Genomic DNA, 14,332 nt, shown 5'->3' on the forward strand with positions numbered 1-14,332 from the left:
CTCAGTAGAAGTCGGCGGAGGTGGTGACCTGTTGCGCTGTCACCCGGCCCCACATCACGCGCATCGCCCAGGCCGTGTAGGCGAGTACGACCGGGAGGAAGATCAAGGTCACGATCAGCATCAGGAGCAACGTCGACTCGCTGGACGAGGCGTTCCACACGGTCAGGCTCGAGCGCGGGTCGATGCTGGACGGCAGGATGAACGGAAACATCGAGAGACCCACCGTCGCGATGATCCCCGTTGCCGACAGCGAGGAACCGAGAAACGCCGCACCTTCGCGCTGACGAAGGATGCCGAAGAGCGCGAGCAGCGCGCCGGCAAAGCCGAGTAGCGGCGCCGCGAGCGTCCACGGAAAAGCTGCATAGTTGTCGAGCCAGGCACCAGGCGCGGCTTCGGTCACCGTGCGCAGCGGGTTGGACAAGCCGAGCGGACCCGGGCTCGCTACGACACGGTAGCCGAGCCCGGTCCACGCGACGAACGCGCCGCCGATCGCGAACAGGGTCATCGCGGCAAGCGCGGCGACGACGCCAAAGCGGCGGGCGCGGCGGTGGACGGGGCCATGCTCGACCTTGATCGCGAGCCAGGCGCTCCCGTGGAGCACCAGCATGGCGACCGAGAGCAGGCCGCACACCAGGGTGAACGGGGTGAACAGGCCGAGCAGGCCGCCCTCATACCAGGCGCGCTGATCACCATCGATCCGGAAGGGGGCTCCGGCGAGCACATTGCCCACCGCGATGCCGAACACGAGCGGAGGAACCAGCCCGCCCACGAACAATGCCCAGTCCCAGCGGGTGCGCCATTTCGGATCGGCTCTTTTCGAGCGGTATTTGAACCCGACCGGCCGCAGGATCAGCGCGGAGAGCACCAGGAACATGGCCAGGTAGAAGCCGGAGAAGCTCACCGCATAGACGAACGGCCAGGCGGCGAAGATCGCGCCGCCGCCAAGGATGAACCAGACCTGGTGGCCTTCCCAGTGCGGGCCGACCGAATTGATCACCATACGGCGCTCAACATCGGTGCGGGCGACGAAGGGGAGCAGCGCGGCCGCGCCCATGTCATATCCGTCGGTCAGCGCGAAGCCGATCAGCAGGATACCGAGCAGGCCCCACCAGATCAGGCGCAGCATTTCATAGTCGAGGAATTCCATGGCTTGGTTCCTTATTCGGCGGCCTGTGCGACGGTTGCGGGCGACGGGAAGGCGTCCGGCTCATCTTCCACGGGACCGTGCCTGATGGCGGCCAGGATCAGGCGAATCTCGATGACCGCGAGCGCGCCGTAGAGCAGGGTGAAGCCGATGATCGTCGTCCAGAGCGCCGCCGGCGTCAGCGTCGAAGTCGCCAGGAAGGTCGGCAGCACGCCGTCGATCGCCCAGGGCTGACGGCCCATCTCGGCGACGATCCAGCCAAGTTCGATCGCTACCCATGGCAACGGGATCGCGAACAGCGCCAGGCGGTGGAACCAGCGCGCCTCGAGGTGCCGCCTGAAGCTCGCCAACGCAAAGGCGGTGGCGAACAGCGCGATCATGAAGAAGCCGATCAAGGCCATGACGCGGAAGCTCCAGAACATCAGCGGCACGCTCGGCACCGTGTCCCATGCCGCCGTGCGGATCTGCTCCGGAGTCGCTGCCGCCGGGTCGGCGACATGGCGTTTGAGCAGCAGGGCGAAGCCGAGGTCGCGCCTGTGCGCCTCGAATTGCGCGCGCGCGCTGGCATCTTGCGGATCGCGCTTCAGCACCTCGACCGCGCGATAGGCAATCTGCCCAGAAGCGATGCGTTCCTGCGCGTGCAGCACCAGCTCGGACATGCCGGTCACTTCGCCATCGAGACTGCGCGTGGCGATGAGGCCGAGCGCCCAGGGAATCTCGACCGAATAGCGCGTCGTCTGTGCGGCGGAGTCGGGCATGCCGATCAGCGTCAGGCCGGCCGGCGCCGCTTCGGTGTGCCAGGCGGCTTCGATCGCGGCGAGCTTCATCTTCTGGTTGTCGGTCAGCGCGTAGCCGCTCTCGTCGCCAAGCACGACGACCGAGAGCGAGGAGGCAAGACCGAAGGCCGCCGCGACGACGAAGGAGCGACGGGCAAATGCGGTCCATCGGCCGCGCAGCAGGTAGAAGCAGGATACGCCGAGCACGACGACGGCGGCGGTGACATAGCCGGCGCTTACCGTGTGAACGAACTTGGCCTGGGCGACCGGATTGAAGATCACCGCGCCGAAGTCGGTCACCTCCATGCGCATCGTCTCAGGATTGAACGCCGCGCCGACCGGGTTTTGCATCCAGCCATTGGCGATCAGGATCCACAGCGCCGACAGATTGGTGCCGAGCGCAACGAGGAAGGTGACGACGAGATGCGCGACCTTCGACAGCCGCTCCCAGCCGAAGAACATCAGGCCGACAAAGGTCGCCTCTAGGAAGAAGGCCATCAGCCCCTCGATGGCCAGCGGCGCGCCGAAAATGTCGCCGACATAGTGCGAAAAGTACGACCAGTTGGTGCCGAACTGGAACTCCATGGTAAGGCCGGTGGCGACCCCCAGCACGAAGTTGATCCCGAAGATCTTGCCCCAGAAGCGGGTGACCTGCCGCCAGATCGGGCGGCCAGTCATGACATAGATCGCTTCCATGATGACGAGCATGAAGCTCAGCCCGAGCGTCAGGGGCACGAACAGGAAGTGGTAGAGCGCGGTCAGCGCGAACTGCAGTCGCGACAGGTCGACGACGCTCGGGTCGAGCGAATCCATGGGGTCAAGTCTCCGTCCCTGCGGCACATGGCCGAATGCGCGCTTTCAAGCGCCAGAACCGGTGCTGCCAATATTGGGGAATTCCCGTATTCAGCGCGCCACGGCCGAAACCTAGCGAATGGCAATGTCCACGATTGCCCTTCAACGCGAGGCGACCCGCCGTCGCCGCCATGGCCTTGCGGAGCTTGTCGGCGATGCATCGGCTGCGCTTTCGACGACGTTGCTGCTGTGCGATGCGCTGACGGCGATCGGCTTTGCGGCCGGTCTGGCGATGGCCGTTGCGGGGCTGGCCGATGGCGGGTCGATGCTGCCGGGGGCGGCGATCGCGGTCGCTGCGGGGGGCGCGCGGGCGGTTGCTGCCATGCTCGCGCTGCGTGTCGGGGCACGCCGCGCCCGTGAGGTCAAGCTGCGCCTGCGCGAAACCGCGTTGGGCGCGACGCTTCGCCGTGCGCGCGGCAGCGACAGCGAGACGGGCGCGCTGATCCAAGCCGTTGTCGATGAGGTCGAGGCGATCGACGGCCATATCGCGCGTTTCCTGCCGGCCCGTCGCGCGGCGGCGATGGCGCCGCTGCTCGTGCTGGGTGCCGTCGCGATCGCCAGCCCGGTTGCCGCGGCGCTCCTCGCCGGGACGTTGCTTCCGTTCGTCTTCGGGCTGGCGCTCGCCGGCGGAGCGGCCGCGAGCGAGTCGCGACGCCAATTCAAGGCGCTGTCGCGCCTTTCGGGGTTGCTCGCCGATCGTGTCCGCGCCTTGCCCGTGATCCTCGCCTTCCGGGCCGAAGGACGCGAGGCAGACCGCATCGGTGTCGCGGCGGAGGAAGTGGCGCGGCGCACGATGAAGGTCCTGCGCGTCGCGTTCCTGTCCACCGGTGCGCTCGAATTTTTCGCGGCGCTGTCAGTCGCGCTGGTCGCGGTCTATGCCGGTTTCAATCTGCTGGGTGAGCTGCCGTTTCCGGCGCCCGAGCAACTTGACCTCGGCCGCGCCTTTCTGGTGCTGGCGCTGGCACCGGAATTCTACTTGCCGATGCGGCGCCTAGCGGCCGCCTATCATGACCGGCAGGCGGCCGAGAGCGCGGCTGAGCGCCTTGGCGCGCTGCAGGCGGCCGCTGCGCCTGCCGTCGCGGCAGAGCCGTGGTGCGCGCACGCGCCGTCGCTGCGCTTGGTCGATGTCGCGATCTGCTACCCGGATGGCGATGCAGTCGTCCGCGGCCTGTCATTTCATGCCGAACCCGGAAAGATCGTGGCGCTGGTCGGCCCTTCGGGAAGCGGCAAATCGAGCGTGTTGCATCTTCTGCTCGGCCTGGCGCCGCTCGGCAGCGGCACGATCCTGATCGACGGGAAACCCTTGCCGCCCGGAGCGAGCCTCGCGGACTCGTCGTCCTGGGCGGGACAGGCGCCGCTCATCCTGCCCGGAACGATCGCATTCAATATCGGCCTGGCCGCTCCGGCCGCGACCTCGTCGGATATTGCACGCGCGGCATGCGAAGCCGGCATGGACATGATGCTGGCAACGCGGCCCGGCGGCCTGCACGGCCGCGTGGACCTGCGCGGCGGCGGTCTTTCGGGTGGCGAGCGGCGGCGCATCGGCTTGGCCCGCGCCATCCTCAAGCCCGCGCCGATCCTGCTGCTCGACGAGCCGACCGCGCATCTCGATCGCGAAGCCGAAGACGATCTCGTCCGTTTGATCGCGAGGGCAGCGCGCGGACGGACGACGATCCTCGCGACCCATAGCGAACGGCTCGCGGCGATCGCGGATCAGGTTGTCGAGCTCGAGGGAATCCGATGAACGAACCGCTGTCCTTCCTGCTGGCGCGAGAGCGTCGGCGCGAACGCCGGAACCTGCTGCGCGCGAGTATCTTCGCTGCGCTCGTCAGCGCTGCCTCGGTGGTGCTGCTCGGCTTGTCGGGCTGGTTCATCACCGCAGCCGCACTCGCCGGCGCCGCAGGACCCGTGGCGGCGCATACGTTCAACTATATGCTACCAAGCGCGGCAATCCGGCTGCTCGCGATCGTGCGAACCGGCGCGCGCTATGGCGAAGCCGTAACCGCGCATGCAGCCTCCCTCCATGCCCTTGCTCGGATCCGCCCAGCGCTGTTCCGCGGCATCGCGGCGACTCCGGTCGGGCAAGCGCTTGCCTTCACGCCCGGGGATGCCAGCGCACGGCTGGTGAACGATGTGAGCGCGCTTGAGCAGGACATGGTGCGCCGCTCCGCGAGCGCTGGCGCCGGCGCCGCGCTGGTCTCCGGTATTTGCCTTGTCGCGCTCGCTGGCTGGGAAGCGGCTGCGGCGGTCGCCTTATGCTTCGGCGGAACACTTTGGGCAGGCGATCGTCTCGCCCGCCGCCTCGAGCCGCTGGGCATGCGCGTGCAGCGCGCCAATGGCGAACTCAAGGCGGTGGTAGGGAGCTTGGCCGAGGCGGCGCCGGAACTGCGCTGCTATGGACTTGACGACTGGGCCACGCGCATCGCCGGGTCTGCAAGCCGCGAGCTCGCGGCCGCGCGGGTCGCGCAGGCCGATCAACTGGGATGGAGTGCCATATTGCACGGTGGGGCCGTCGCGGTCGCCGGAGTGTCCGCGCTCGCATTGGCTGCACCCGCCGGCGCGGCGAACGCAGCGCTTGCTGCGCTCGCGGCGGCGATGACGATCGATGGTGCCGCACCATTGCTGCGACGCTTTGCCGAGCGCGGCAGCACGGGCGCCGCCGGGGAACGGCTCGCCGCCGCGCTCTCGCAAGCCGAGCACGTGTCCTCGGTGTCATATGAGCTGACGGACCTTCCGACACTTGAGTTTCCGCAGCTCGAGAGCGGCGCGCTGCCAGCCGGAACTCGCGGCGCGCTGGTCGGGCGATCCGGAAGCGGCAAGACGACGTTGATCGAGCAGCTCATCGGGCTCCGGCCAGTGCGACCCGGGCAGGCGAGGCTCAACGGCGTTGATATCGCGTTTCTCCCGGTCGAGACGCTTCGTCGCACTTTCGCGTGGTCGCCCCAGGATTCGGCACTGCTGGCCGGAACGGTGCGCGAGAATCTCCTTCTCGCCGATCCACACGCGAGTGACGCACGGTTATGGCAGGCGCTGCACGATGCCGCGCTCGACGCGCGGGTGCGCGCGCTTCCGGACGGGCTCGACAGCTGGATCGGCGAAAATGGCGAGCGCTTGTCCGGCGGCGAGCGCCGGCGGCTGTCACTGGCGCGCACCTATCTCGCTCATCTTCCCTGGCTGTTGCTCGACGAACCGACCGAAGGCCTGGACCGCGAGACCGAGGACAAGGTGGCCGAGCGGCTGAGAACACGGCTGGCCAGGACGGGGCAGGGCCTGTTGCTGGTGAGTCATCGCGCGGCGTTCGCGCATGCCGTCGCGGACCGGTTTGTCAGTCTGGAGCGACCGATCGTCAGCGCGGCCGCCTGAAAGGTTGCGATTCAGCCCGGTCCGATCGCGGCGAGGAGGCGATGGTCGGGAACCGGCTTCTCGAGAATTGCTGCGTAGCCCATCGCGACAGCGCTTGCCTTGAGCTTGGCGGAAGGAAATCCGGTTACGAGCACCGCACGTCCGTTCCAGTCGCGCGAGCGCAGTTCGCTCAAGAGTGCAATGCCGTCCGAATCGGGCAACCGATAATCCGCCACCAGCACGGCGGCCTGCGGTGCCGAGGGGTCGGCAAGCGCATGCGCCGCGGAGGGGTATGCGCGAACTTCGAACCCCCGATTGTAGAGCATCAGCTGCAGCCCCCGCCGCAGCGCGTCATCGTCCTCGACCAGCAGCAACTGGGGGCGTTTCCGCAGAGCCGAAGGGGAGGGCGACAAGCGCATACTTTCCTGCATCACCCAAGGACTCATGCGTACCGGCGAGCCCCTGGTCGTTACGTATTCCTACGAAGCTGCGATCTTTCCCAAACCCGCTGCGAATGCGATCCGCAGCGCGTCGGGAAATGTATGCACACCAAGCTTGGTCATCACATTGGCGCGATGAACCTCGACAGTCCGGGGGGAGATGCCGAGATCATAGGCGATCGTCTTGTTGGGCAGCCCCTGCGCAAGCCCCTCGAGCACTTCCTGCTCGCGCGGTGTAAGCGCCGCGATCCGTACCTTCGCCTCCGATTCGGTCGCGGCGACATCGTCCGTTCGATTGAGGCGAGCGAAGGCCGCTTCGACAGCGCGAAGCAGGTCGGCTTTGTCGGAGGGCTTCTCGAGAAAGTCGACGGCACCTTCCTTCATGGCCTGCACCGCGGCGGTCACGTCGCCATGGCCCGTGAGCATCACTACCGGCATGCTGACTCCCATGGCGTTGAGATCACGCTGCACCTCAAGCCCGTCCTTGTCGGGCATCCGGATGTCGAGCAGGATGCATCCGGGGTCGGCATGGCGGACCTCCTTCAGGAAGATCGCACCGGATTCATAGGGTTTGACCTCGAATCCAGAGGTCTTCAGCACGAAGCTGACAGATCGCCGGATCGCCGGATCGTCATCGACGAGATGAACCAGTTTCTTTTCCATCATTTGCCTCGACTTCCGCGCTCATCAAAGTGAAGTTGAAAATGCTGCCGCCGCCTTCGCGCGACTCGGCCCAGATGCGCCCGCCATGCGCTTCGACGATGGTACGGCAGATCGAGAGACCGAGCCCCATGCCGCTGTCCTTGGTGGTGGCGAAGGCCTGGAACAGCTGCGGCGCAATGCTCTCGGGAATGCCGGCGCCGGTATCGGCGATTGAGATGCGGACCATGCCACCGGGCTCGCGCGCGGTACGGATCGTCAGATCGCAGATCGAGCAGCCGGCGAGCGCTTCGACCGCATTGCGAAGCAGATTGACCAGCACTTGCTGGATCTGCACGCGTTCGACAAGCACGTGCCTCACGCGCGTATCGAGTTCGAAGAATGTACGAATGCCGCGCTCGCGCGCGCCGATGAGGGCGAGCCGGCTGGCCTCATCGACCAGGTGATTGAGGTCCTCGACCCGCTTCTCGACCTCGCCCCGCGCGACGAACTCGCGCAGGCGCCGGACGATATTGCCAGCACGCAGCGCTTCGTTCGCGGTTTCGTCCAGCGTCTCCTCGAGCATGGCACGGGCGTCGCTGCCCGGATCCGCCAGCAGGTCGCGCGCGCCCTGCATGAAATAAGTGATCGCGGCGAGCGGTTGGTTGAGCTCGTGCGCCAGCGTTGATGCCATCGTGCCCATCGCGCTGAGACGCGAGACATGGATGAGCTCCGACTGGAGTTCCTTCAGCCGCAACTCGGCGCGCTGCTGCTCGGTGAGGTCGCGGATGAAGCCGGTGAAGATGCGATGCCCTTCGCTGGCCGCCTCGCCGACGGCAAGTTCCATTGGGAATATGGTGCCGTCCCGCCGCTGGCCGGACACGATCCGGCCGATGCCGATGATCCGCCGCTCGCCGGTATCGAGATACCGCTCAATATAATGATCGTGCCGCTCGCGGTCCGGCGAAGGCATCAGCATGTCGATGTTCTTCCCTACCACATCCGCCTCGGTCCAGCCGAACAGCCGCTCCGCCGCCGCGCTGAACGACAGGATTGTCGCATGTTCGTCGATCACGATCATCGCGTCAGGCACGGTCGCGAGGATCGAGCGCAAGTGCAGCTCGCTGCGCGCGAGCGCGGTCTCCGTCGCCTTGCGCGCGGTGATGTCGTAGAGCGTCTGGCCAAAGCCGCGCAGGACGCAATCGGTGTCCCACAGCGCGATCAAGGTGATGTCGGCAAAGAATTCCGAGCCGTCGCGGCGCGCGCGCCAGCCCTCATCGCGAAGGTGCGTCCGCTCGCGCGCCTTGGCAAGATCGTCGGCGGGACTGCCTCGCTCGCGCCGGTCGGCGGGGTAAAGCAGATCGAACGGCTGACCGAGCACCGACTCGGCGGTCCAGCCGGTGAGCAGTTCCGCACCCCGGTTCCACGATTTGATCCGACCCTCGGTGTCGATGAGGAAGGATGCACGATCGTTCACGCTCTCGACGAAGAGCGCGAGTTCGTCCGGGTCAGGAAGCGCTTGGCTGGTCACGAAGTCTCCATCCCGTCCACTGCGGTACAATCCCATTCGGAACATTACCCATGGGTGGCTTTCCCGGCGACTCTTAAGCGAACCTCCTGGATGGAGGAGATCTTGAATGCGCGCTTGCCTTCTCGCACCTGCCGTCGCCGGTGTGCTGGCGAGACCTGCCGATGCCCGGACCGAAGCGGAAGACGTTCTGATTCGGATGGGGAGCATGATCGCTTTGTCGGCCCCCAGTGTTCCCCGCTTTCCCGGGCGGGGAGGTCACAGTCGGCGACAGCATCGATCCGATTGTCGCAGGCTTGGCGCGGGTGCGCGTCTTTGAAGCAGGATCTAACGCCCGTCAGTTCAAGCGGGCGGGGGACGCATGGGACTCCAGGAGATCCCGTGCCGCACCAGGCTTGAGCGCATCGGGCGTGAGGATAGCCGTGGCGCCCGGCTTCAACCGCTCGACTGCGTCCCGCACCGAGCCCGAGTCCAGCGAATGGCCTGCTGCGCTGATCGTGGCGCCGCAGGCCAGCCCGACGGCGATGGCGAACGCCGGGATGCGTTTCACGCCCCGCGGCTGCCAAGATCGAGCATTTCGGCGAGCCATTCCTCGCGCTGCTCGGCCGAGCCCTCGACACCGCCGATCAGCGTCTGAGCGACCGGCCGGATGCCCGCAAGCTTCAGAATGTTGCGCTCCAGGCTCTTCACGCTGTGAGCGCCGAAATAGAAGCGATAGAAGAAGGCCGGCATGCCCATCGTCACCACAAGGCGCGCGGACTTGCCCTTGAGCAGGCCGCGCGGTCCGCGTGGCCCTTCGGCGATCGCGAAGCCCGGCCGCGCGACCTGCTCGAGAAAGCCCTTGAGCAGCGCGGGCACATCGCCCAGCCACAGCGGATACAGGATCACGAGGTGGTCGGCCCAGGCGATGGTCGCTTGCGCTTCCGCTATTTCCGGCACGGGCTTGCCGTCGGTCCATTCGGTGCGCGAGCGGATCAGCGGAAAATCCATCCCGGCCAGCTCGATCCGCCGGGCCTCGAGACGGCCGATCAGCGCGCCGTCCGCATAGGCGTCGGCCAGCGCGTGGACGAAGCGGGCGCGGTCGGGATCGGGATGCCCGTCGATGATCGCGATCCGGCGCTTGGCTTGCGTCGCCATGTCAGCTGACCGGTTCGGGCTGCCGCAGCACCTTGCGGACGAGCGTCTCGGTCGGGCTGTCGGGGCATGGCGTGGTCGTGAAGCCCATCTCGCGCTCGAGCTGGAGTGCGGCATGGTTCTCGCTGCTTTCGAGCGACTCGACGCTGCCGATCCCCTCCGCTTCGGCGTAACGCAGCACGTGCTGCATGAGCGTCCAGCTGACGCCTTTGCGTTTCCATCCGGTTCGAACCGAGATCGCAACTTCGGCGCGCGTGCGATCCGGATCGCTGACGAGGAAGGCGCTGGCGACAAGCTCATCCCCGGCGAAGGCGAGGAAGTGCATGGCGCGGCGGTAATCGATCTGGGTCATCGCGGCGAGGCGCTCGTGACCGACCTCATGGATCGCGGAGAGGAAGCGGAACCGCAGGTCCTCGGGCGAGACCTGGCCGAAGAACTCGGCGAGCCGGGGCTCATCGTCGGGCATCACCGGCCGCACGTGAAGCGCAACCCCCTCGCGCGTGGTGAGATCGGCGGCCCATTCGGCCGGCACCGGGCGGATCACCATGCGCGATTGCGCCGGCCGCTCGGTGATCTGCATCCGCGCATCGAGGGCGAGGGCGCCATTCTGGTCCAGGAGAAGCGGATTGATATCGAGTTCGGCGATATCCGGCAGCTCCGCCGCGATCCTTGCGACCGCATTGAGGACCTGCACCAGCGCGTCGATATCCGCTGCCGGCTTGTCACGATAACCGGCGAGCAGCCGTGCGACCCGCGTGCCTGCGATCATGTCGCGGGCGAGCGCATCGTCGAGCGGCGGCAATCCCAGCGCGCGATCATGGATCACCTCGACCGCCTTGCCGCCGGCTCCGACCGCGAGCACCGGGCCGAAGGTCGGGTCGTCGGACATGCCGACGAGAAGCTCGTGCTTGCCCTGCAGGTCCGCCATCGGTTCGACCTCGAACCCGAGCAGCCTTGCCGACGGATGTTCCTGTGCGATGCGCCTGGCCATCGCCTCGGCGGCGTGGACCGCGCTTGCGGCATCGTGGAGATCGAGCGCGACGCCGCCGACATCCGACTTGTGCGTCAACTCGTGGCTCACGATCTTCACCGCATAGGGCGGGTCGATCAGCGCGCATGCGGCCCAGATCGCCCCGGCGGTCTGGGCGAAGCGGCCATGCTGGATCGGCACGCCGAATGCCTCGAGGATCGCCTTCGCCTCCGTGGCGGTGAGCGTGGTCCGTCGATCGAGGCGTGCGCCGCGGATCACGGCCATCGCTTTGGCGCGGTCCCGGACCGCCATGCCGAGGCGCGCGGGCGCGCGCATCAGCAATTCGCGAGCGGCGCGCGCCGCGATCAGATAGCCGAAGCCGCGCACGGCATCGTCCAGATTGTCGAACACCGGAATTCCCGTACCAGCGAATATCGGTCTTGCGGCATCGGCATTATGTGGTCCCATCCAGCAGGCCAGCACCGGTTTGTGGCGGGGAAAGTCGTTCCTGCCGACCTGATCCACGATCGCTCGCGCGATCTCGGTTCCGGCCGCCAACGCCGTCGGGCAGTGCATGATCAGAATGGCGTCGGCGTTGGGGTCCGCCGCCGCGGCCTCCAGGCCGGCGACGAAGCGCTCGGCGCGCGCATCGCCGACGACGTCGACCGGATTGGCGCGCGACCATCCGCGCGGCAGTGTTGCATCGAGCTCTGCGATGGTTTTCGGCGCGAACTGGGCGAGGCGGCCGCCAACCCGTTGAACGGCATCGGCCGCAAGCACGCCCGCGCCGCCGCCATTGGTGACGATCGCGAGCGAGTCGCCGCGAAATGGTTGACGGCGCGCCAGCACTTGGGTCGCGTCGAACAATTCGGTGAGCGTCTCCACCGTGACGATCCCGGCGCGCCGAAAGGCGGTCAGATGCACGTCGTAAGCGCCGGTGATCGCGCCGGTATGCGTCAGTGCCGCGCGATCGGCGGCTTCGGTGCGTCCCGCCTTGAGCGCAATGACGGGCTTGATCCGCGCTGCGGCGCGCGCAGCCGAAATGAACTTCGCTGGGTCGCTGATACTCTCGATGTAGAGCGCGATCGCATCGGTCTTCGGGTCGGCGGCGAACAGATCGATCAGGTCGCCGAAATCCGCGTCCGCTGCGTCGCCGAGCGATACGATCCCGGAAAATCCCACATCGCGCTCGTTGGCCCAGTCGATCATCGAGGTCACCAGAGCCCCGCTTTGCGACACCAGCGCGAGCCCGCCCGGGCGGGGTGCCGCTTGTGCGAACGAGCCGTTGACCCGCGCGTGTGGCATCATCACGCCGAGGCAGTTCGGCCCGATGATGCGGAGGAGGTGAGGTTGCGCGGCGTCGAGTATCGCCTGGCGCAGCGCCGGCTCATGGAACCCGGATGAGATCACGATAGCGAGGCGCGTGCCCTTGGCGCCCAGCTCGGCGATGATGTCCGGAACGGTGGAGGCCGGCGTCACGATGATCGCGAGATCGGGTGCGACGGGCAGGTCGGTCACGCTCGGCACCCACCAGTCGCCGTCGAGCTCGACCTGCTTGGGATTGACCGTGAACACGGGTCCATCGAAGGCGCCGTCCAGCATATTCTCAAGCACGCGCTGTCCGAGGGCGCCGGCACGGCTCGATGCGCCGACGATCGCCACGCTGCGCGGCTGCAGCAGCTTGTCGAGGTTTCGAATGGTCATCGGGGCGCCCTTTCGCTGGTGATCCCGCAAAGGGTGCTCGGCTTGGTGGGCGCGGCCTATCCGGGATGGCCCGTAGATGCCGCCTTCGGGAATCTACCGATTATGCGCGAGTGGCGGGTTGCCTAGCCTCGATCGAAGTCATGGAGGATTGCCATGCTTGATCGTGAACTGGTTCGCGGTTCGACGCCATCGCCGGATCTCCAGCCCGAGTATCTGCCGATGATGCTGTTCGCGGCGTGGTGGAATCTCGTGCTGGACAGCTGGTGCCCTGCCTGCCCGCCATACGGGCGGCGATCCGCCGATCATGACTTTGCCGTCCCCAAACCGATCGAGGAGGCGGGCGAGCGAGCTTTGTTCGCCTGAGTTCAGTTCATTCGACCAGGAGAGATGCGATGAATGACATTACACCGATTGCACGCGACCCTTCCCCCGCCCCGGAGACGCCGTTCGGCTGGCTCCGGCACGAGATCGATCGGCTGTTCGAGGATGTCGGACGCCCCGCGCGCGGGCTCACGCACCTAGCGGCCGGGTTTGGCCCGGTGCCGGTCGTCGAACTAGTCGAGCGCGAAGAGGACTATCGCCTGACCGCCGAGCTTCCCGGCGTGAAGGAAGACGATGTTGACCTCTCCATCACCGATGGCGTCCTCACGCTGAAGGGCGAGAAGCACGAGAACGAGGAGCGCAAGGACGGCAGCTTCATGCTGAGCGAGCGGCGCTATGGTGCGTTCGAACGGCAGATCCGGCTGCCGTCCGACGCGGACGCCGACAAGATCGATGCCAAGTTCAAGAAGGGCGTGCTCACGCTGACCATCGCGAAGGACCAGCGAAAAGCGCAGCAGGCGCGCAAGATCCCGGTCAACGCCGGCTGAGCATGCGACGGCGCTCGCGCGCCGCACACCCTCCGCACCCGCGCGAGCGCCGTCGTCTTTCGACTTGCCCACGCCATACGGCGCCGGGCGAGTCCTGGAGAAGACGGATGCCGAAGAATATTCTGGTGATCGTGGAAGCCCCCGCAAAAGCCGCGCCGATTGTCGACGCCGCGACAGCGCTCGCGCTGGCGCATGAAGCGTGCCTCGACATTGCCGTTCTCACGCCAGGGCCCGTGGCGAGCCCGGCGCTGGTTCCCTTTGGCGCGATGTACCTGCTTGATGAGGTGGTGGCGCGCGACTCGCGGGCGAATGTCGCTGCGGTCGAGGCGCTCGTCGCAGGTGCATCTTGCTCCGTGGCTGTGTTCGGGTTGTACGATGACGTCGCCTGGCTTGCCGGCGATCTGCGCCGAAGTCGGCAGATCGCCGATCTCACCGTGATCGGCACGCCCGAGGCGTGGGAACTCCACTGGCTGCGGCGCCGGGTGGTCGAGACCCTCATTCTTTCATCCGGAACGCCGATCCTGATTCTTCCCCCGGATCATCGGATCGCGCGCGTGCGTCACGCCGTGTTCGGCTGGAAGCCGAGCCCGGAGGCCATCCGCGCCCTGCACGATCTTGTCCGCTTGCTCGAGCCCGAAGCGCGAGTGGACATCGTGATGGTGAGCGACCGGCCCCGGCAGGCGGGCGACGACACCGGGGCGGAAGTGAAGCGGCACCTCACCCGGCACGGTTTCGCCGCCGAGCTTCACCGCGTTGCGGATGGCGGACTCTGCGAGGCGGATGCGCTCCAGCAATTCGCGATCGAGAGGCATGCCGACCTGCTCGCGCTCGGCGGCTTCGCGCATTCGCGGATCCGTGAAGTGATGCTCGGCGGCGTCACACGCCGCATCATCGATGATGCGCGGATCCCCGTCCTGCTCTCGCATTGAAGGAT

Annotated in this window: 13 protein-coding genes; 5 read left to right on the forward strand and 8 right to left on the reverse strand. The window is 66.9% G+C overall.

Annotated features, from left to right (window positions below; all coding sequences use genetic code 11):
• Position 1: 1 nt before the first annotated feature.
• A complete protein-coding gene (gene cydB / locus BDW16_RS18855; protein WP_066574209.1) occupies positions 2-1,147 on the reverse strand; it encodes a cytochrome d ubiquinol oxidase subunit II in 1,146 nt (381 codons plus the stop codon).
• Between the two features lie 11 nt (positions 1,148-1,158).
• Complete coding sequence (locus BDW16_RS18860; protein ID WP_066574207.1) at positions 1,159-2,733, reverse strand: cytochrome ubiquinol oxidase subunit I; 1,575 nt, start codon at positions 2,731-2,733, stop codon at positions 1,159-1,161.
• A 124-nt stretch (positions 2,734-2,857) separates the two neighbouring features.
• On the opposite strand from BDW16_RS18860, the gene cydD reads away from it, so the two are divergent.
• Positions 2,858-4,516: a thiol reductant ABC exporter subunit CydD gene (gene cydD, locus BDW16_RS18865; RefSeq protein WP_066574205.1), complete on the forward strand. Its 1,659-nt coding sequence runs from the start codon at positions 2,858-2,860 to the stop codon at positions 4,514-4,516.
• Complete coding sequence (locus tag BDW16_RS18870; protein WP_066574203.1) at positions 4,513-6,135, forward strand: ATP-binding cassette domain-containing protein; 1,623 nt, start codon at positions 4,513-4,515, stop codon at positions 6,133-6,135. Before cydD ends, BDW16_RS18870 begins: the two co-directional genes overlap by 4 nt.
• Positions 6,136-6,146: 11 nt before the next feature.
• On the opposite strand, the gene BDW16_RS18875 is transcribed toward BDW16_RS18870, so the two are convergent.
• The 6 genes from BDW16_RS18875 to BDW16_RS18900 form a co-directional block, all read right to left on the reverse strand.
• Positions 6,147-6,545 (reverse strand): response regulator, encoded by a 399-nt coding sequence (locus BDW16_RS18875; protein WP_100362801.1) that lies wholly within the window; start codon positions 6,543-6,545, stop codon positions 6,147-6,149.
• A 48-nt stretch (positions 6,546-6,593) separates the two neighbouring features.
• The gene (locus tag BDW16_RS18880; protein ID WP_066574201.1) at positions 6,594-7,220 is read right to left on the reverse strand and encodes a response regulator transcription factor; all 627 of its coding nucleotides are present in this window, start codon (positions 7,218-7,220) and stop codon (positions 6,594-6,596) included.
• Positions 7,186-8,724 (reverse strand): PAS domain-containing sensor histidine kinase, encoded by a 1,539-nt coding sequence (locus BDW16_RS18885; RefSeq protein WP_066574198.1) that lies wholly within the window; start codon positions 8,722-8,724, stop codon positions 7,186-7,188. Before BDW16_RS18885 ends, BDW16_RS18880 begins: the two co-directional genes overlap by 35 nt.
• Positions 8,725-9,058: 334 nt before the next feature.
• Positions 9,059-9,271 (reverse strand): hypothetical protein, encoded by a 213-nt coding sequence (locus BDW16_RS18890; RefSeq protein WP_066574189.1) that lies wholly within the window; start codon positions 9,269-9,271, stop codon positions 9,059-9,061.
• Positions 9,268-9,858 (reverse strand): NAD(P)H-dependent oxidoreductase, encoded by a 591-nt coding sequence (locus tag BDW16_RS18895; RefSeq protein ID WP_066574187.1) that lies wholly within the window; start codon positions 9,856-9,858, stop codon positions 9,268-9,270. The genes BDW16_RS18890 and BDW16_RS18895 overlap by 4 nt, the downstream gene beginning before the upstream one ends.
• A gap of 1 nt (position 9,859) precedes the next feature.
• Positions 9,860-12,529, reverse strand: coding sequence for a bifunctional acetate--CoA ligase family protein/GNAT family N-acetyltransferase (locus BDW16_RS18900; RefSeq protein ID WP_066574183.1), 2,670 nt, complete (start codon positions 12,527-12,529; stop codon positions 9,860-9,862).
• A 153-nt stretch (positions 12,530-12,682) separates the two neighbouring features.
• On the opposite strand from BDW16_RS18900, the gene BDW16_RS18905 reads away from it, so the two are divergent.
• The 3 genes from BDW16_RS18905 (at position 12,683) to BDW16_RS18915 (ending at position 14,327) form a co-directional block, all read left to right on the forward strand.
• Entirely contained in the window at positions 12,683-12,892 is a 210-nt protein-coding gene (locus BDW16_RS18905) for a hypothetical protein (RefSeq protein ID WP_066574181.1), read from the forward strand.
• A 29-nt stretch (positions 12,893-12,921) separates the two neighbouring features.
• Entirely contained in the window at positions 12,922-13,398 is a 477-nt protein-coding gene (locus tag BDW16_RS18910; protein WP_066574178.1) for an Hsp20/alpha crystallin family protein, read from the forward strand.
• Between the two features lie 125 nt (positions 13,399-13,523).
• Complete coding sequence (locus BDW16_RS18915) at positions 13,524-14,327, forward strand: universal stress protein (RefSeq protein ID WP_157926361.1); 804 nt, start codon at positions 13,524-13,526, stop codon at positions 14,325-14,327.
• Positions 14,328-14,332 lie beyond the last annotated feature (5 nt).

The organism is Sphingomonas koreensis (assembly GCF_002797435.1).
Taxonomy (GTDB): domain Bacteria; phylum Pseudomonadota; class Alphaproteobacteria; order Sphingomonadales; family Sphingomonadaceae; genus Sphingomonas; species Sphingomonas koreensis.